At 39.8% G+C, this 19,764-nt stretch carries 13 protein-coding genes and 1 tRNA gene; 10 read left to right on the forward strand and 4 right to left on the reverse strand.

Annotated elements, in window-relative coordinates:
• Positions 1–9 precede the first annotated feature (9 nt).
• Entirely contained in the window at positions 10–1,566 is a 1,557-nt protein-coding gene (locus tag R2R28_RS25010; protein WP_316828385.1) for a SusD/RagB family nutrient-binding outer membrane lipoprotein, read from the forward strand.
• Positions 1,567–1,590: 24 nt separating this feature from the next.
• Positions 1,591–2,385: a DUF4397 domain-containing protein gene (locus R2R28_RS25015; RefSeq protein ID WP_316828386.1), complete on the forward strand. Its 795-nt coding sequence runs from the start codon at positions 1,591–1,593 to the stop codon at positions 2,383–2,385.
• Positions 2,386–2,470: 85 nt separating this feature from the next.
• Here R2R28_RS25015 and R2R28_RS25020 read toward each other — a convergent pair whose 3' ends face one another.
• A complete protein-coding gene (locus tag R2R28_RS25020; RefSeq protein WP_316828387.1) occupies positions 2,471–3,073 on the reverse strand; it encodes a porin family protein in 603 nt (200 codons plus the stop codon).
• Positions 3,074–3,321: 248 nt separating this feature from the next.
• Here R2R28_RS25020 and R2R28_RS25025 point away from each other — a divergent pair, with 248 nt between their 5' ends.
• From R2R28_RS25025 to R2R28_RS25045, 5 genes are all read left to right on the forward strand, one after another.
• Positions 3,322–3,537 carry a hypothetical protein gene (locus tag R2R28_RS25025; protein WP_025141830.1) on the forward strand — a complete coding sequence of 72 codons (216 nt, stop codon included), beginning with the start codon at positions 3,322–3,324 and terminating at the stop codon, positions 3,535–3,537.
• 178 nt (positions 3,538–3,715) lie between these two features.
• The gene (locus R2R28_RS25030) at positions 3,716–5,407 is read left to right on the forward strand and encodes a S41 family peptidase (protein ID WP_316828388.1); all 1,692 of its coding nucleotides are present in this window, start codon (positions 3,716–3,718) and stop codon (positions 5,405–5,407) included.
• A gap of 30 nt (positions 5,408–5,437) precedes the next feature.
• Positions 5,438–6,763, forward strand: a complete 1,326-nt coding sequence (locus R2R28_RS25035) for an alpha-L-fucosidase (protein ID WP_316828389.1) — start codon at positions 5,438–5,440, stop codon at positions 6,761–6,763.
• Positions 6,764–7,847: 1,084 nt separating this feature from the next.
• Positions 7,848–10,106 (forward strand): GH92 family glycosyl hydrolase, encoded by a 2,259-nt coding sequence (locus tag R2R28_RS25040; protein ID WP_316828390.1) that lies wholly within the window; start codon positions 7,848–7,850, stop codon positions 10,104–10,106.
• Positions 10,107–10,218: 112 nt separating this feature from the next.
• Positions 10,219–12,825 carry a glycoside hydrolase family 2 protein gene (locus tag R2R28_RS25045; RefSeq protein ID WP_316828391.1) on the forward strand — a complete coding sequence of 869 codons (2,607 nt, stop codon included), beginning with the start codon at positions 10,219–10,221 and terminating at the stop codon, positions 12,823–12,825.
• 357 nt (positions 12,826–13,182) lie between these two features.
• On the opposite strand, the gene R2R28_RS25050 is transcribed toward R2R28_RS25045, so the two are convergent.
• The 3 genes from R2R28_RS25050 to R2R28_RS25060 form a co-directional block, all read right to left on the reverse strand.
• Positions 13,183–13,509, reverse strand: a complete 327-nt coding sequence (locus R2R28_RS25050) for a 2Fe-2S iron-sulfur cluster-binding protein (protein ID WP_116250525.1) — start codon at positions 13,507–13,509, stop codon at positions 13,183–13,185.
• 42 nt (positions 13,510–13,551) lie between these two features.
• Positions 13,552–14,562 carry an NAD(P)/FAD-dependent oxidoreductase gene (locus tag R2R28_RS25055; protein WP_316828392.1) on the reverse strand — a complete coding sequence of 337 codons (1,011 nt, stop codon included), beginning with the start codon at positions 14,560–14,562 and terminating at the stop codon, positions 13,552–13,554.
• Between the two features lie 414 nt (positions 14,563–14,976).
• The gene (locus tag R2R28_RS25060; RefSeq protein ID WP_316828393.1) at positions 14,977–17,103 is read right to left on the reverse strand and encodes a prolyl oligopeptidase family serine peptidase; all 2,127 of its coding nucleotides are present in this window, start codon (positions 17,101–17,103) and stop codon (positions 14,977–14,979) included.
• A gap of 202 nt (positions 17,104–17,305) precedes the next feature.
• Between R2R28_RS25060 and R2R28_RS25065 the strand changes: the two genes are divergently transcribed.
• The 3 genes from R2R28_RS25065 (at position 17,306) to R2R28_RS25075 (ending at position 19,675) form a co-directional block, all read left to right on the forward strand.
• Positions 17,306–18,055: a UDP-2,3-diacylglucosamine diphosphatase gene (locus R2R28_RS25065; RefSeq protein ID WP_316828394.1), complete on the forward strand. Its 750-nt coding sequence runs from the start codon at positions 17,306–17,308 to the stop codon at positions 18,053–18,055.
• A gap of 369 nt (positions 18,056–18,424) precedes the next feature.
• Positions 18,425–19,498, forward strand: a complete 1,074-nt coding sequence (gene prfA, locus R2R28_RS25070; protein ID WP_116250528.1) for a peptide chain release factor 1 — start codon at positions 18,425–18,427, stop codon at positions 19,496–19,498.
• A 103-nt stretch (positions 19,499–19,601) separates the two neighbouring features.
• Positions 19,602–19,675: transfer RNA gene (locus R2R28_RS25075), tRNA-Asp, on the forward strand.
• Positions 19,676–19,764: the final 89 nt, after the last annotated feature.

The following is a 19,764-nucleotide window of genomic DNA, read 5'->3' on the forward strand; positions in this document are numbered from 1 at the left end:
ATTAAAGAGATGAAAAAGATATATTTATTATTATCAGTTTTTGCTGCATTAATAACTACTTCGGGCTGTAAAAAATACCTGGATGTAAATACAGATCCAGCTACTCCGCAAGAAGTTTCGAGCAAAACATTAACACCGCCGCTGTTTGCCCAGATGGAGCGTGGTGTTCAGTTCGATTCAAGGTATTTGGGTGGTCTTATCCAGTATTTTGGCGGCGCCGTAAATGTGGGAGAGCAACACGGCTGGATTTCTGGTAGCGATGCCATGGGCGAAATATGGAGAACCAATTATTTTGGTTTAGGTGCAAACTTAAACTTAATTATTAACGACTCTGAGGCAAAACAGGAATGGAATTATGTAGGAATGGCACAGGCATTAAAAGCCTGGAGCTGGCAAACTACAACCGATTATCATGGCGAAATTATTTTAAAACAAGCCTTTGATGTTAACCGGTACGTTTACGATTACGATACACAACCGGAAGTTTATGCCGAGGTAGTAAGGTTAGCCAACCAATCGATAGCTAATTTTACCAGAACAGATGGTACAGGTACGGTGGTAAAGTTTGGCCCTGCCGATTTAATCTATGCTGGTGATAACACTAAATGGGTAAAATTCAATTATGGTATTCTGGCCAGAAATGCAAATAACCTGGTTAATAAAGCAACTTACGATCCGGCAAAAGTGATCGAATACGTTGATAAATCTTTAGCTGCTAATGCAGATAACTTTATTGTACCCAATACCGGAACTACCGCCGCAAATGGAAATTTCTTTGGTCCGCTAAGGGCAAATATGGGTTCCTATCGCCAAACTGCAATCATGGTTGCCTTGCTTGATGGTTCTACTTTTGCCGTTGCCAATGCACCATTGGTTATCGATCCCCGTCGTAACAATATGGTAACCATATCGGCTGATGGTATGTTTAGAGGTGCTGCGCCTTATACGCTCGATGCCGGAACTGCCGTAAATAAAAATCAGATTCCAAACGTATGGGGGGTATTGGGAGGTGCTAATCCCGGCCCAAACCAAGGTAAATATTTATTTAAAGATAATGCCGGTTTCCCGATCATGACTTTTAGCGAAATGCAATTTATCAAAGCGGAAGCAGCATTTAGAAAAGGCGATTTAGGCTTAGCTTATACTGCTTACCTAAATGGCATAAACTCGAGTATCGATTTTGTAAGTGCTTTAGGAACTGCTATTACCCCAGCCGAAAAAGCGGCTTATCTCGCAAGTACATCAGTAAAACAAACCGCTGCAGCATTAACTTTAAAAGATATTATGCTACAGAAGTACCTTGCACTTTATGGCTATGGATTTGTAGAAACCTGGTGCGATTTAAGAAAATATAACTATAATGTTGGAGATGCTGCCGGAAACAACCCTTACCTAAACGTGTACCGGTTTCCAACCAGTTTCTTTACCGATAATGGGGGTAAACCTGCACAACGTTACCGCCCACGCTACAATTCTGAATATTTATGGAATGTAGAGGCACTGAAGAAAATAGGGGCCGATAAAAACGATTATCACACCTATAAAATGTGGTTCTCTCAACCATAATTTCACCATTTATCAAAAGAAAAAATGAAAAAAATATTATATTTTATTGCGGTAAGTATTGGATTATTTTCCGCTTGTAAAAAAGGTGATCTTGTAGAAAATACAGCCTACGAAAAAATAAGCCCTGCAGATCCTAAATATTCATACCTTAAAATCTTAAATCTTACGCCGGGTAGCCCTGCGCTTACTTTTTATATGGATGGCACTAAGTTTTCTTCATCTTTATCCAGTTTAGGTGTAGAAAATGCAGGTTATGCTTATAATGGCTTGTTTCCTGATCTTGGTTATGCCGTTACAACTCCTGGTTCGCACAATTTAACGGCTAAAATTATTCCAACGGTTAAACCTGATGCCAATTTGGAGGTTTTTAATACAACCATCGCCCCGGAGGCCGGAAAGTATTATACCATTTACACAACAGGTCAGTACACCGATGCCAGTAAGAAAATCCCTTCATCTTTAATGGTAGAAGATAGCAGGCCCATGTTAGATACCTCTAAAATTTATGTGCGTATGGTTAACCTGTACAATGGCAGCCCCAATTTAGATATGGTTAAAGATGCAGTTAACGGAACCAAGATAATTTCGAATGTTGCTTATGGCACAGCTACCACATGGACCGAAATACCAAATTTAGGTCCTGGTACAGCACCTGCTCCAAAGCTGTTTGTTAACATTGCCGGAACGAACACCCCTTTAATTGCGTCTGGTTCAACATTTACGCTTACCAAGGGTAGGGCATATACCATTTATATACGAGGGGTGGCAGGCAATACCACCTATCCACTTGCTGTTACCTTTTATACCACTTTTTATTAGGAAAAACCCGCAAAAAAGCCATCATTTGGCTTTTTTGCGGGTTTTTAAATTTGCTTTACAGCAACTTCCAGCTGGTTGGCTGTTTTTACAAAATCTTAAATCCTAAACTCAATTGGAAAAGGTTAGGTTTTTGGCTGTATTTTTCGCTTTTACTTATGTTCGATAAACCAGCTTCGTAACGTAGATCAACAGAAATACTGCCTACATCTACACCTGCACCAAACTGTGCGCCCAATGCCTGGTTTTTGTAATTGCTAAAATCAGTTGCCTGTTGGTAAGCCGAACTAAAAGTCGAATTTTCATCCAGGATAAAAGAAATCACCGGACCGGCCATTAAACGGAAGTTTAGGTTTTTAGCACCGAATTTTGTTCCAAATAAAACAGGAACATCCAAAGTGGTAAATTTTACTTTTCCTTCGGCCTGTACTTCATTCCCGTTATCCTGTTGAAAACTGATAAATTTATTGCCTTTACTGCCAATATAAGCCTCAGGCTGTACATAAAAACTTGCACCGCCAATACGGGCCCAGGCACCGATCTGGTAACCTAAACGGTTCTCTTCACTCGCAAAATCCGAATTCAGTTTGGCTAAATTTACACCTGCCTTAACCCCAAGGTTAAACGTTTGTGCCTTTGATGTTGCCCAACCCAGGGTTAGGAAAACAATAGAGAAGATGATTTTTTTCATGTTGTTTAATTTTGTTTTTAAAGGTTATAAAAGTAGCAAGCTATGCCCAGGTATAATTTAGGTGTGTTTTTTGTTCTTATGGTTTCTTTAAAATTATGCCGGCAATTTTTACGCTTAGATTTTATAACGCCGGTTTAACACAATTATCGTGCAGAAATTACCTTAGGATGTTTAATTTTTTAGCTGAATGAACAAAAAGGTATTAACCTGAGCAAATATTTTTTACTTTTGCATCAAATAAATATGCCATGGCTAATTTTCAACTGACTTCAGAAACTGCATTTAAGGTAAAAACAAAGTTCTTAAGGAAATATCGCGATTTAGCGAACGAGCCTTTAGAGTTTACCCCGGGCAAAGAAGATCAGTTAATCGAAGATTTAATGCGTTTGGTTAAACGCGATCGTACTTACATCGAATTTACCATTCAAAAAGCACTTGCCGATACAAAAGGTAACAGGCTTTAATCTGATTTTTACTGTTTTATCCTTCCTTTTAGCGTAACGCTTAATTTACGCATGCCCTAAATAAGCTGTTTTTAATATTTGCAGCTTTTTGTACATTTACTTTCGTACTATATCAAAAATAACCGTCCAAAAACAGGCTTTTCTTTAACCTGTACCGTTGGAAATAATACATAAGGGAATGAAAAAACTAAAATATGGTCTTTTAGCAGCTGGATTTGGTGTTGCTGTTTTATCTTTTTCTTTCAAAGAAGACTTATTCCTGGTGTCTAAAAACCTCGATATTTTTGCTTCGCTCTATAAAGAAATCAACATCAACTATGTGGATGATACCAATGCCCCTAAACTGATGAAAACTGGGATTGATGCCATGTTGGATAGTTTAGATCCTTATACCGAGTATGTTCCCGAATCAGAGATTGAGGATTATAAACTAAAATATGTGAGCACCCAGTACGGTGGCATAGGTGCTGGTACCCTTTTTATTGATGGCAAATTGTTTATCAACGAAGTGAGTGAGGGATACCCCGCAAATAAAAGTGATATTAAAGCCGGCGACCAGGTGGTGAGCATCAATGGCATTGCCGTTAAAGGTAAAGACAGACCAGAAATCAGCCAGTTATTACGTGGCCCTAAAGGTACATCGGTTGATTTGTTGTTAATCAGGGAAGGAAAAGAAATTACTAAAAAAATCGTTCGGGAAGAAATCAAACAACCTAATGTATCCTATTCAGGGATGGTTGGCGATGGCATTGGCTACATTAAACTTGATAAATTTCTCGAAAACTCTGGTCAGGAAGTAAAAGATGCGCTGTTGGCCATTCAAAAAGAAAACCCTAAAGGTGTAGTGTTGGATTTAAGAAACAATGGTGGTGGTATTTTACAGGAAGCCGTTAAAATTGTAAATCTATTTGTCAACAAGGATCAACTGGTTGTTACCCAAAAAGGTAAAAATGTAGAGAAAACCATTACCTATAAAACCCTTTCGACACCGGTTTCTACTGCAGTGCCTTTGGTGGTGCTGGTAAATGGAAATTCTGCTTCTGCATCCGAAATTGTTGCAGGTTCTTTACAGGATTTAGACCGCGCTATTGTAATCGGACAACGCAGTTACGGTAAAGGCCTTGTTCAACAAACCTTCAACCTGCCTTACAACAGTCTGGTTAAAGTCACTGTAGCCAAATATTACACTCCATCGGGCAGGTGTATTCAAAAACTGGATTATGCCCATAAAAATGCTGAAGGTGTGGCTGAGCGTTTTGCCGATTCTACCATGGTGATGTATCAGACTAAAGCAGGCAGAAATGTGTACAGCGGTAACGGCGTTTATCCAGATATTGTGGTTAATGCCGATAAATTAAGCCCGATTACCATTTCGATGCTCAATAAAAGCCTTTTCTTTAATTATGCAAATCTGTACAAAAAAGAAAAACCAAGCTTAGCTTCCGCTAAATCTTTCCAGTTATCAGATGCTGATTATAACGTTTTTTCCAATAGCCTGGCTGATAAAGACCTCACTTACCTGAGCCGTACTGAAAGATTATTGTCTGATTTACGCGCAGAGGCCGAAAAAGAAAATAAATCGGCAGAAGTAAAAACCGATCTCGAAAACCTGAAATACAAACTTACCTCATCTAAAAAAACTGATCTGGTGAGTCACAAGGCAGAAATTAAAAGGGTTTTAGAAACGCAGATTGTGAGCCGTTATTTCTACGAAAAAGGACGAATTGAGCAGAGTTTCCAATACGATAAAGAACTGGCTGCGGCGAAAAACCTGTTTACCAACCAATCGCAAATCCTGGCCATTTTAAAAGGTGATGGAAATTACAAAGTGATCGGTAAACCGACAAAAGCCACCGCATCTATTGATTAAGCAAAACCTAACCAGATATCTACCAACCTTATGAAAAAATTAGCAATCATCGGCTTAATGCTTTGTTTTGCCCTACAGTTAAAAGCGCAGGATTATGTGCCGGCAGCATCAAATTTAAACCAGCGTGCCTGGTTTGCCGATGCCCGTTTCGGCCTGTTTATCCACTGGGGGCCTTTCAGTATCCCAGGAAGCGGCGAATGGGTAATGAATGAACGAAAACTAAATGTTCATAATTATACCAACCTTAAAGATTTTTTTAACCCCACCGAATTTAATGCGGCACAATGGGTAAGCATGGCGAAAAATGCCGGGATGAAGTATATCACGCTAATTACCAGGCATCACGATGGTTTTAGCATGTGGGATACCAAATATTCCGATTTCAACATAATGAATACGCCCTACAAAAAGGATATCGTAAAAATGATGGCTGATGAATGCCATAAACAAGGCATAAAACTCTATTTATATTACTCTTTATTGGATTGGCGCAGAGAAGATTATCCGCACGAAACTGGTCGCACGGGACAAAATTCTGGCCGTACAGGCAAAGGAGATTATGCCAGTTATTTACAATTTATGAAAAACCAGCTTACCGAGTTGTTAAGCAATTATGGCGAAATAGGCGGAATCTGGTTTGATGGCCATTGGGACCAAACCGAGCCCGAAGGGTCAAAAGACAGGACCTCGCGTATTGACTGGAAATACAACGAAATTTATGGTTTGATCCACAAATTGCAGCCGCAATGTATGATTGGTAATAACCACCACCTCACACCCTTTGCAGGCGAAGATTTCCAGATGTTCGAACGCGATTTGCCAGGTGAAAATAAATCAGGCCTGAGTTTTCAGAAAGCATCTGATCAATTACCGCTAGAAACCTGTGAAACCATTTCCAACTCATGGGGCTATAATTTAAGTGATACATACTACAAATCGAATAAAGAACTGGTGCACATGTTGGTTAAAGCGGCAAGTTTGGGCTCCAACCTTTTGTTAAACATTGGCCCAATGCCGAACGGAAAAATACAGCCGGAGTTTCAGGATCGTTTAGCAGGTTTAGGCGACTGGCTTAAAATTTATGGCGAAAGTATTTATGGTACAAAAGGCGGATTTATTAAACCCCAAGCCTGGGGAAGCATTACGCAAAGCGATAAGAAAATTTATATCCATATTGTAGATGGAAAAACCACTACGCTTGATTTAGATAACGTTCCGTTCAAAAAAATCAAAAAAGCATTTTTGTTAAAAGATAAAAGTGTGGTAAACTTTAGTTTCAAAAAATCAAAATTAACCATTACCACCGCATCAAATGACAAAGAGCCCGATCAGGTAATTGTTTTGGAGATTGGGTAAGAGGATCATTTATTTTATGCGGTCATCCTGAACGCAGTGAAGGATCTTTCGAATACTCGTAGTTTCGATCGTTTTGGAGAAATCTTTGAACTGTCCAATACATTGGTCAAAGATCTTTCCATTTCTCTGCCATTCGATCCGATCCCTTGTTTGCACTCGTTTCCAAACGAGTGCAGCAATAACATAACGATTATATCGTTACAAACGATAAGATATTTTACACTCGTTGGAAACGAGCGTTAGCGCTAAATCAATTGTTTGCGCTATAGATTTCTCGATCCCTTGTTTGCGCTCGTTTCCAAACGAGTGCATGAATAACATAACGATTATATCGTTACAAACGATAAGATATTCTATACTCGTTGGAAACGACCGTTAGTGCTAAATCAATATGAATGACAGATCTTTTTGGCAAATGATAGGCTGCGGGGAATCGTCATTCCCAACGTGATTGGGAATCGTAATGCAAACGTTTTAAGATTCCCTCCTGCGCCTATCGTGTGGACACATCTTTTTTAAATTTTTGTGGCGTTATGCTAGCTTGCTTTGAAATAACACAGCGCTTACCGAAGCACGCCCGTCAATCCCCAGGGCCAGGAAAATCAAAAAAAACAGGCTTACAGCAGTACAAATGGCACTATCAAGCCTAAAACGCAGTGGTTTTGTGTTTCATGTTTGCAAAAACTTTTCACCCAGCCCTAATAAACAAAACAATTGCCACTGTTTTTTTGATGTGTATGGGGGTTGTGTAAAAGGCCCCTTGCTGGATTGACAAAGCATTTTTGCATACTTTTGATGCCTCAAAAGTTTGATGCCTTGCGGCATAGGAGCAAATAAAACTATTCCTTGTTTGCGCTCGTTTCCAAACGAGTGCAGCAATAACATTAACGATTATATCGTTGCAAACGATGAGAAATTCAACACTAATAGGATATAAGCTTTAGCGCTATAGATTTCTCCATTTCACCACGGTACAGTCGAAATGACGAGTCTTTGATGTAATTCTTTCCCTTTTTATAAGAAAATAACGTAAAACGTTTTACTTTTAGATTTTTAAATCTATTGTAGGAAATTATAAGCACACATGCAGTTCAGGAAAACCTCATCGATTCTATTTCTAACCGTCTCTCTATTTACTTTTAATGCCTTTGCGCAGCAGAAAAACAAACTTACCCAATATGTTGATCCATTGATTGGATCGGCAAAACACGGACACGTTTTTGTGGGTGCCAATGTTCCTTTTGGGGCAGTACAGCTTGGTCCGAATAATATTTTTGAAGGCTGGGATTGGTGCAGTGGTTATAATTACGCCAGTAATACCATCACTGGTTTTGCGCATACCCACTTAAGTGGTACAGGTATCGGCGATTTGGGCGATATCTCTATCATGCCTGCAACCGGTAAATTATTACTCGAGAAAGGGAAAAAGGCCGACGATCAGGAGGGCTACCTGTCTAAATTTTCGCACCAAAACGAAGTTGCAAAAGCAGGCTATTATAGCGTATTGCTTGATAAATATGACATTAAAGCTGAATTAACCGCCACCGAAAGGGTAGGTTTTCATCAATATACTTTTAAAAAAGGTGCCGAAAACCCACATATCATCATCGATTTAACCGAGGGTATTGGCTGGGATGCTCCGGTATCAGCATCCTTTAAACAACTAGATGCAACAACCATCATTGGCCACCGGAATTCGACCGGTTGGTCTAATGATCAGCGCCTGTTTTTTGTGATCAAACTTTCTCAGCCCATTAAAAACCTGGTATTATATGATAGTACCGTGGTTAAAAATGGCACCGGCCTATCTGGTAAAAAGTTAAAGACCGTGGTAAATTTTAATGCTATTAACAACGAAAAATTACAGATTAAAGTCGCTTTATCTCCGGTGAGCACCGAAAATGCCATTTTAAACCTGAAAACAGAATTACCAGGCTGGGATTTTGCTGCTACCATTAAAAACAGCGATGCCAAATGGGAAAAAGAACTGTCTAAAGTTAATGTAAACGCATCCAACACCACCAAAAAAGTGTTTTACACCGCATTATACCATACCATGATTGCGCCATCTTTATTTAACGATGTAAACAAAGATTACCGCGGAACGGACAAAAAGGTGTATAAAAAGGCAAATTTTAGTAACCTCACTACTTTTTCGCTGTGGGATACTTACCGTGCCGCCAACCCATTGTATACCATTCTGCATCAGGATAAAGTAAGTGATGTGGTAAACACCATGCTGGCCATTTATAAACAACAGGGGAAATTGCCGGTTTGGCATTTAATGGGGAGCGAAACCAATACCATGGTTGGCTACCATGCCGTGCCGATTATTGTTGATGCTTATTTAAAAGGATACCGTGGTTTTGATGTAAACCTGGCCTACGAGGCCATAAAACAATCGGCCATGCAAAAAACAGATGGGATCGAATACATTCAGGAGCTTAAATACATTCCGGGCGATAAAATAAACGAATCAGTGGGTAAGGCTTTAGAATATGCTATTGATGATTATTGCATTGCGCAAATGGCTAAGGCATTAAACAAAACAGCAGATTACACTTACTTTAGCAAAAGATCAAAACTGTACAGTTTGTATTTCGATCCGAGCGTTCAGTTTATGAGGGGTAAACTAGCCAACGGAAACTGGAGAAGTCCTTTCGATCCTTTTTCATCCAAACACCGTGAAGATGACTATGTAGAAGGAAATGCCTGGCAATATACCTGGTTGGTGCCGCAAGATGTAGAAGGGCTGATTAAGCTATTTGGAGGAGATAAAGCTTTTACCAATAAACTTGATTCGCTATTTACCATACCCTTAGATTTAGGAACCAATGGTTCGCCGGATATTAGTGGATTGATTGGTAATTATGCACAGGGAAATGAACCCAACCACCATATTCCTTATTTATATACCTACGCTGGTCAACCATGGAAAACTGCCGATCTGATCCGTAAAATCGACCATGATTTTTATTCTTCAAAACCTGATGGTTTGTGTGGAAACGAAGATGTAGGCCAAATGAGCGCCTGGTATGTTTTTACGGCCATGGGCTTCTATCCCGTAAATCCGGCAAACAGTGCCTATGTTTTTGGAACACCTTTGCTAAACGATGCAACCATTACACTGGCTGGAAATAAAAAATTCAGCATTAAGGTTATTGGCAACAGTGCAGAAAACAAATACATTCAGAAAATTGTACTGAATGGTAAACCTTATAGCAAGTCGTATATCCTGCACAAAACCATTGTTACTGGTGGAAACATAGAGATTTACATGGGCAATAAACCGTCCGAAACCTGGGGCGTAAAACCTGAGGACAGACCCATTTCAAATAGATAATGACTGAATTTTGAAATGATCGAATGAGAGAATGGTTGCAGATCAAAAGTAAAAATAATCAATCAATACCTCATTCAATAATTCACTCATTCATTTAATAACCCTAAAAATAATGAAGAAAATATTTTTGCTTTTTTTATGCTTTTCAGTCCTGATTGTAAATGCGCAGCAGCGTTACGAGCTTAACTCAGGCTGGGTATGTACCAATATTAAAGATGCCAGTGCATCAGGCCTGGAGATCTCGAAAACAGGTTTTTCAATCAGCAATTGGATGCAGGCAACAGTTCCGGGTACGGTTTTAACCACTTTGTTGAACAATAAAAAAGTGCCTGATCCATTTTATGGCATGAACAATGAAAAAATTCCTGATGTATATAAAACAGGAAACGATTATTATACCTATTGGTTTGTAAAAGATTTTGAGGAACGGGCTACAGGTAACGAGCAGGTTTGGCTACAGTTTAGGGGAATAAATTACAAAGCCGAAATTTACCTGAACGGGAAAAAAGTAAACCCCAAAACGCAGGTAGGGATGCACCTTAGGACGCAATATAACATCACCAGGTTATTATCCGCAAATGGGAAAAACAGGTTAGCTGTAATTGTTTATCCGCCTGATTTTCCAGGTAACCCGAATGGAGGCCAGGGTGGCGATGGAACGATTGCCAAAGGTTTAACCACGCAATATACCGCTGGCTGGGACTGGATCCAACCCACCCGCGACCGTAATACCGGAATTTGGGATAAGGTAACGATAGAGAAAACCAAAAGCATCAATATCCAGAACCCGCAGGTAGTTACTTTGGTTCCGGGCAAACGTTTGCCAGAAGGTAAGCAAAACCCTGCCACCGTTAAGGTTTCAGTTGAAGTAGAAAACCCAACCAATCAGCCTGTTTCAGGTACTTTGCAGTATCAAATTGCAGGTAAACTGGTTAAGCAGGCTACCACCATTGCAGCCAATAAAACCACCATCGTTAAACTCCCTGATTTATCGCTTGAAAATCCAAAATTATGGTGGCCAAGCGGATATGGGCCGCAAAACCTATACGATGTAAAAATCGAATTTGTTGCGGCAAACCAAATATTAGACCAGGAACAATTAAAAGTTGGGGTGCGTCAGATTGATAATATATGGAATGAACATACCAAAAGTATGGGGGCTTTTGTAAACGGACAAAAGATTTTTATTAAAGGTGGAAACTGGATTATTTCTGATGCGATGCTCCGTTTTAGTGATGCCCGTTATGATGCCGAAATCCGTTACCATAAAGATATGAACCTCAACCTGATTCGCATTTGGGGAGGCGCAATTTTAGAAAGGCCGGAGTTTTACAATGCCTGCGATAAATACGGTTTACTGGTATTTCAGGATTTTTGGTTCAGCGGCGATTGTAACGGCCGTTGGGTAGATCCGATGAAAAAAGAAGATCAGTGGACGCGCAGAAATTACCCGGATGACCATAACCTTACCTTAGCGGCTATTGAAGATCAGATTAAAATGATCAGAAACCATGCTTCACTTGCTTTTTGGTGTGGTGGAAACGAGATTACACCACCTGAAGATATTTTAGAACCCCTGAAAAACGAGATTCTGCCACGATTAGATGGTACCAGAAAACTTTTCGATTTCTCTAACAGTGATGAAATGTCGTTCAACTCAATCGGCGGAAATGGCGATGGTCCTTACGGCATACAGGATATTAAAACTTTTTGGGGTACCAGAACCTTTCCCTACAATTCTGAAGTAGGCTCAGTAGGGGTGGGTGATTATGCTTCTTTATTGCGTTTTATCCCAAAAGAAAACCTGATTGCACCGCAGTACAAAGGTAAGCCCGATTCGGTGTGGGACTATCATAAATACATTTCGTACGAGCAGTACCTTAATCCTTATGGCAAGCCAAAAAGTGCAGAAGACTTTGCGATGAAAGCCCAATTGGCTAATTATGATCAATACAGGGCGTTAATGGAAGGTTTCTCGAACAAAATGTGGGATTGGTATACGGGTTCCATCATTTGGAAGACCCAAAACCCCTGGACAGCCATGCGCGGACAGATGTACGATTATTACCTCGATCCTAATGCCTGTTTATATGGTTTAAGGAAAGGCAGTGAGCCCCTACACGTAATGATGAATCCTTTGGATAGCATGGTTACCATTGTAAACAACGGTTTTACTACCAAAAATAACTTAATGGTACAGGCGAAAGCTTACGATATGGATGGGAAAGATTATTTCTACTCGCAGGTGTTTAATTCTGTTGGTCCATCTTCCGTGAGAAGACTTTTCCCGATGAACGAATTTTTAAGCAAACTGGATAAAAAAGAAGGTGTATTTGTTTCGCTGAGGATTTTAGATCAGAAACAAAATATTTTAAGCGAAAACATTTATTGGCTGGCCGGAAAAGACGGTGAATATTCAGGGCTAAAAACCATTAAACAGGCACCATTAAAAGTTGCCGCTGTTGATCAGAAAAATGGTAAAGTAGCTATAACTTTAAGTAATGCAGCGGGAAATCCGGTCGCGTTTTTTAACCGTGTGGCTTTAATAAATGGCAATACCGGCGAGCGTGTGCTTCCTGCTTTTTATGATGATAATTACGTGAGTATTTTACCGGGTGAGAGTAAAACGGTAACCGTAGAATATACCGGTAAACAAAATAATATGGCTGTAGAAGTTTACGGATGGAATGTAGAAAAGCAGAAGGTAAATATTCAATAGATAAATTGTTCGTTGGGATTTTTAATCCCAGTTTTGGTTAAAAAATGCCAAATTTTTTTTGGAAATAATGGGTTCTGCTTCAATGGCCGATTTTAGCCCTGCTACCGCTTCAAGTCCTCTCCCGATGAAAATATCGGGATCCGGGCTTTTCGCTTTATCAGGTTTAGCCACAAGGGGCGCTGCTCCAAATCGCGATGGGGTCCGCGTTAGGGATTGTAAGGGTTAGTGCCGATTTTTCATCGGGATTGAGGTAACGCCCAAATCAGTTAGCAGTCTTCAGTTTGCAATTCATGGTCTATTAAATGAAAAAAGGCGACACATTACGTATCGCCTTTTCTATTTAATATGTTTTACAACCTAGCTTACGCCGTGTAGTTTTACTTTTAATCCTTCCATATTGTTGTTTAACTGCAATTGGCAGGCTAAACGCGAGTTTGGTAACAGATCAGGCAAAGTATCCAGCATGGCATACTCATCGTCTGTCATTTCGTTCAATTTCTCTTCACCTTCTAAAACATCAACACAGCAAGTGGCACATAAAGCCATTCCGCCACAGGTAGCAAGGATATCATATTCTGATGCCTTTAAAAATTCCATCAGGCTTAAGCCCATGTCCGTTGGGGCAACGTGTTCAGTAACCGAGCCATCCGGCTCCTGCATATATATATTGATATTGTTTTCCATTTCTAGTTCTCTTATTATTGAATAGCAAATATAAGAGAAAGCTTAAAATTCTGAAACTCCGTTTACCGTTGTATATTTCATAGTGTATTTTACACCCGGGTTCATATACGAATAAGCGCTGTGGCTCATTAACGCAGCCTCGTGGAAACCGCAAAGAATCAGCTTTAATTTATTGGTGTACGTGTTAATATCGCCAATAGCATAAATTCCAGGGATGTTGGTCGAATAATCATCAACATTTACCTCAATTGCACTTTTGTTGATATTTAAATTCCACTCTTCAATCGGACCTAATTTAGGACTCAAACCAAACAAAGGAATTAAATGATCAGCTTCAACAACTGTTTTTTCCATGGTACGGTTCTGAACAATCTCAACCTGCTCTAATTTATCGGTTCCCTGTACGGCCTGAAGATTGCTGTTTAAAACCAAATTGATTTTACCACTTTCGGCCAATGCCATTACTTTAGATACTGAATCGGGAGCACCACGGAAACTTTCGCTTCTGTGAACCAAAGTTAATTCAGAACAAACTTCAGCCAGGTAAATCGTCCAGTCTAATGCAGAATCACCTCCACCGGCAATTACCATTTTCTGATCGCGGTATTTCTCCGGATCAAGGATCATATAATTTACCCCTTTACCGTTCTCAAATTTCTCTAAGTTTTCTACAGCAGGTTTACGCGGTTCAAAACAACCTAAACCACCGGCAATTACCACAACTTTAGCTTCGATAACGGTGCCCATGTTCGTAGTTAAAACGAAATCGGCTTCGCCACGTTTTTCTAAACCTTCAATACGCTCGCCTAAAGTAAACGTTGGATGAAAAGGTTTGGCCTGCTCCATTAAGTTATCGATAAGTTCCTGAGCCAATACAGATGGATAACCAGGAATATCGTATATCGGTTTTTTAGGATAAATTTCAGACAGCTGACCACCAACCTGAGGAAGGTAATCAATTAAATGACAACGCATTTTTAATAAACCGGCTTCAAAAATGGCAAATAAACCAACCGGACCAGCGCCTATTACGGCTATATCAGTAGTGATCATTAAAGAAAAATTTGACGCAAAGTTACAAAATAAAGTCTTATCAATTCTGCTATTTAGAAATATTCTAGATAATTTTGCAATCCTATTATATTCAGTATTTTATATGCTTTGAGCTAATTAAAAACAAAAGTTAAAGGTTTTTAGCGTTTTAAAGCAAATTATAATTGGTCTATGGATTTAATGGGATATAGGAGATTGTTATCCTGAGGAACGAAAAATTTTTAAGCGACGTTCTCCAATAGATAAGATTCTTCACTGCGTTATCATTGACAGGTCTATTTGAAAAAGTCGTCATTGCGAGGCACGAAGCAATCTTACAGCGATCGCGCTTAGCTTATCCTCTTTCCAAGAAATCCGCTGTCACTAATATTGATTTTTATACAATAAATTATCCCTCAGGATTGACAAAATCAATTACCAGCCCATCTCTAAATTCTGAAAAACAAAACTCCACACATCAGCAGCCTCTTCAATTAATTTGGTGGTAGGTTTACCAGCCCCATGGCCAGCCTTTGTTTCAATTCTGATTAAAACCGGGTTTTCGCCCTTATATTTTTCCTGTAAAGTTGCCGCAAATTTGAAAGAATGTGCTGGTACCACGCGGTCGTCATGATCGGCTGTGGTGATCAGCGTAGCAGGATAATTAACGCCATTTTTTACGTTATGGAGCGGCGAATATTTAATCAGATAATCAAAATCTTCCTTTTTATCGCTGGTTCCATATTCAACAGCCCAGCCCCATCCAACCGTAAATTTATGGTAGCGAAGCATATCCAATACACCAACGGCAGGTAAGGCTACTTTAAAAAGATCGGGCCGTTGCGTCATACAGGCGCCAACCAAAAGTCCGCCGTTTGAGCCACCAGAAATGGCAATTTTAGATGGATTAGTATATTTTTCCTTTACCAGGTATTCTGCTGCAGCAATAAAATCGTCGAAAACGTTTTGTTTTTTGGCTAACATGCCGCCTTTGTGCCAGGCTTCGCCATATTCGCTTCCGCCGCGTAAACTTGGCTGCACGTAAATACCGCCATGCTCTAAAAACAACATTCTCGAAAGGCTAAATGCAGGCGTTAAGCTGATCTGGAAACCGCCATAAGCATAAAGATAAACAGGATTATTGCCATCTAGTTTAATTCCTTTTTTATGCACAATGAACATGGGTACTTTTGTTCCATCCTTTGATGGGTAGAATACCTGTTTGGTTTCGTAATCATCGGTATTGAGTTTGATTTCCGATTTTTTGTATAAAACCGATTCGCCCTTGCTTACATCGTAACGATAGGTGGTGCTTGGGGTGGTGAAATTAGTAAAAGTATAAAAGAATTCTTTGTCCTCTTTATAGCCACCAAAACCACTAACAGTGCCAATGGCAGGTAATTTTACATCGCCGGTTTTTTTTCCGGTTAAATCAAACTGGATGATGTTTGTACTGGCATCTTTTAGGTAGGTAGCCCATAAAAACCCGCCACCAGTACCAATACCTTCCAGGGCTAACTTTGATTCCGGGATAATTTTTTGCCAGTTTTTTGGATCAGCATTTTTAGGGTCAATTAGAACAATCTGTTTGTTTTCTGCACCCAAATCGGTGTTTACCAGTAATTTGTCGCCTATATTATCAACAACGTTATGGTTATTTTCATAGCCCTTAATTAATGGTGCTATTTTGCTGTCAGGTGTTTTTAAGTCCTGATAATACAGTGCGTTACCTGATGTACCCGCATTGGCATATATTATTAAAAAGCGCTCATCTTCAGTAACGCTAGCCCCGAAATATAAGTTGGGGTTGGTTTTATCTTCAAAAATTAACAGATCGTTTTTTTGTAGATCGCCTAATTTGTGGTAGTACACTTTTTGGTATTTGTTGGCGGCAGAAAAATCGGTTCCTTTAGCCGGCTCATCAAACTTGCTGTAATAAAAGCCATCACCTTTCCAGGCTGCACCTGAAAATTTGGTCCATTTTAATTCATCGCCCAATTTCATTTTAGTGGCAATTTCCATTACATAAATATTGCTCCAGTCTGATCCGGCCTGAGCTATAGAATATGCCACATATTTTTTATCGTGCGAGAAACCAAGAAGTGAAACCGCCGCTGTTCCATCTGCAGTAAGTGTATTTGGATCGAGAAAAACCTCCTCTTTGCCTTCCAGTCCTTTTTTAATAAACCAGATGCTTTGGTTTTGCAATCCATCGTTTTTGGCAAAGAAATAATATTCGCCTACCTTAAATGGGGCGGATTCTTTTGGATAGTTCCAGATTTCGGTTAAGCGTTTTTTAATGTCTGGACGGTAGGGGATTTGCTCGAGATAATTTTGGGTTACTTTATTTTCGGCGGTCACCCATGCTTTAGTTTCGGCAGAGGTATCGTTTTCCAGCCAACGGTAAGGGTCGGCAATGGTGGTGCCGAAATAATTATCGGTAGTGCTGTCTTTTTTGGTTTCAGGATATTTCATCAATGTTATTTTTTCTGCCGGTTTTTGGCCAGTGTTACAGGCGAATAGGTTTAATGCAAATAAGCTCAATAGAATTTGTTTTTTCATCTTTGGTGAGATTTATTTACTAATATATGTCTTTTTTCCTTTCAGGTTGATTACACAGATTATAGCGATTCAACCTTTAGTCTTTCCGCTTTAGTCTTTTTGCTATTTTTCCTGGCGGATTAATTACACAGATTATAGCGATTTAGGGTTTAGTCTTTCCGCTTTAGTCTTTGAGCTTTTTGCGTTACCTTTGAACCCGTACATGGCTAAGAACATTTATTTCGCTTCCGATTTTCATTTAGGCACGCCAAACGATGCGGAGAGCCGTGCCCGTGAAGCGCGTATTGTAAGCTGGCTGGATTTTATAACGCCAAATTGCAGCGAACTCTTTTTAATGGGCGATATTTTCGATTTCTGGTTCGAATACGCTACCGTGGTTCCGAAAGGTTTTATCCGCTTGCAAGGGAAATTGGCCGCCATGGCCGATGCGGGAATAAAAATCTATTTTTTTAAAGGTAACCATGATATGTGGGTACGTGATTATTTTACGCAGGAAATCGGGATGAAAATCATCAGTGATGAATTGATTATAGAACGTGGTGGAAAGAAATTTTACCTGCACCATGGAGATGGTTTAGGTCCTGGAGATCGTAAATATAAATTCTTAAGGAAGATTTTCAGAAGTAAAGTTTGCCAATGGTTATTTGCCCGTTTACATCCAAATTTAGGCATTGGCATTGCCAATGGCTGGAGCAAGGGAAGCAGGGCGGCACAAACAGAAAAAGAAGTGTTTTTAGGGGAAGATAAAGAATGGCTGGCCATTTATGCCAAAGAACAGTTGCGGAAAACACACTTCGATTATTTTATTTTTGGGCACAGGCACCTGCCGCTTGATATTGATTTGGGTAAGGGGAGCAGGTATGTGAATATTGGCGAATGGCTCAATTATAATTCTTACGGGGTTTTTGATGGGCAGGACCTAAAGCTCGAATACTACACAACAAATCAGTAATTTTTTTAGAAAGTAAAGCCTGAAGCTTCGGTGAATGTTCGTAGGTCAGTTTATGCTGCTGTTTAAGGTCGCAAGGCGCTGAACCGCACCTCACACTAATTATAAACCCGATAAAACGGAAAGCCCGGATCCCGATATTTTCATCGGGAGAGGACTTGAAGGGATAGCGGGACCACCGACTGCCACGGGCTCAGAACCTTTCATTTTCGAATCAAACCAGGATACTTCTAACTTATGCTTAATCAATTCAAACAGTTAACCAATTAACCCTCCATCCTAAACAAACAAATTCAGCTTTTTTCCTTATTTTTGCATTTCCTGAATTTTTGGGCCTATGCCAACCTTCAGGGAATTTCAACAAGAATAAATATGTTAGATAAATTAGAAGCTATAAAGCTGCGTTGGGAAGATGTAGAAGAATCGTTGAGCAATCCGGATGTAATTCAGGATATGAAACGTTTTGCGGCTTTAAATAAAGAATATAAAGACTTGGGCAAAATTGTAGATGAGTACAAAATCTACAAAAATGTGATGAGCAACATTGATGCGAACAAAGAAATTTTAGCCACGGAGAAAGACGCTGAAATGCGCGAAATGGCAAAGGAAGAACTGGATATGCTTTTGAAGCAACAGGAAGAAATGGAAAGCAATATCCGTTTAATGTTGATTCCTAAAGATCCGGAAGATGCCAAAAATGCCGTGTTTGAGATTAGGGGTGGTACCGGTGGTGATGAAGCTGCTTTATTTGCCGGCGATTTATACCGCATGTATACCCGTTATTTTGAAACCAAGGGCTGGAAAGTGGAAACCGTTGATGTTACTGAGGGTACTGCCGGTGGTTATAAAGAGGTGATTTTAAAAGTAAATGGCGATGATGTTTATGGTCAGCTGAAGTACGAAAGTGGGGTACACCGTGTACAACGTGTGCCTGATACCGAAACACAAGGCCGTGTGCATACATCAGCTGCATCTGTAGCGGTTTTACCTGAAGCAGAAGAAATAGATCTTTACATTAATCCTGCCGATATCGAACTGCAAACTTCGCGTTCAGGCGGTGCAGGTGGACAGAACGTAAACAAGGTAGAAACTAAGGTGCAGTTAACGCACAAACCATCGGGTTTAGTGGTGGTGTGCCAGCAAGAACGCTCGCAATTAGGTAATCGTGTTATTGCTATGGAGATGTTACGGAGCAAGCTGTATGATATCGAATTGCAGAAGAAAAATGGTGATATTGCTGCCAAACGTAAAACAATGGTATCAACAGGAGACCGTTCGGCTAAAATCAGAACCTATAATTATCCTCAGGGTCGCGTTACCGAACACCGTATCGGATTAACGATGTATAACCTTCCATCTATCATGGATGGAGATATTCAGGAGATTATTAGTGCACTTCAGTTTGCTGAAAATGCAGAAAAGATGCAGGAAGGTGCTGTAGGATAAGCAGTTAAATATTTTTGAAAAAAAAGTTTGCAAATTAAGATATACTCTCTATATTTGCAACCTCGAAAGAGACAAGAGGTTCTAACTTTAAAGAAGAACAAAAGGAGTGGTAGTTCAGCTGGTTAGAATGCCTGCCTGTCACGCAGGAGGTCGCGGGTTCGAGTCCCGTCCATTCCGCGAAAATAGTTTTAAATTTAACTAAAAGCCTGTAAAGTAAATGTTTACAGGCTTTTTCGTTTTCTAGAAATACCAAAATATTCATTTTT

Source organism: Pedobacter miscanthi, assembly GCF_032678605.1.
Classification (GTDB): domain Bacteria; phylum Bacteroidota; class Bacteroidia; order Sphingobacteriales; family Sphingobacteriaceae; genus Pedobacter; species Pedobacter miscanthi_A.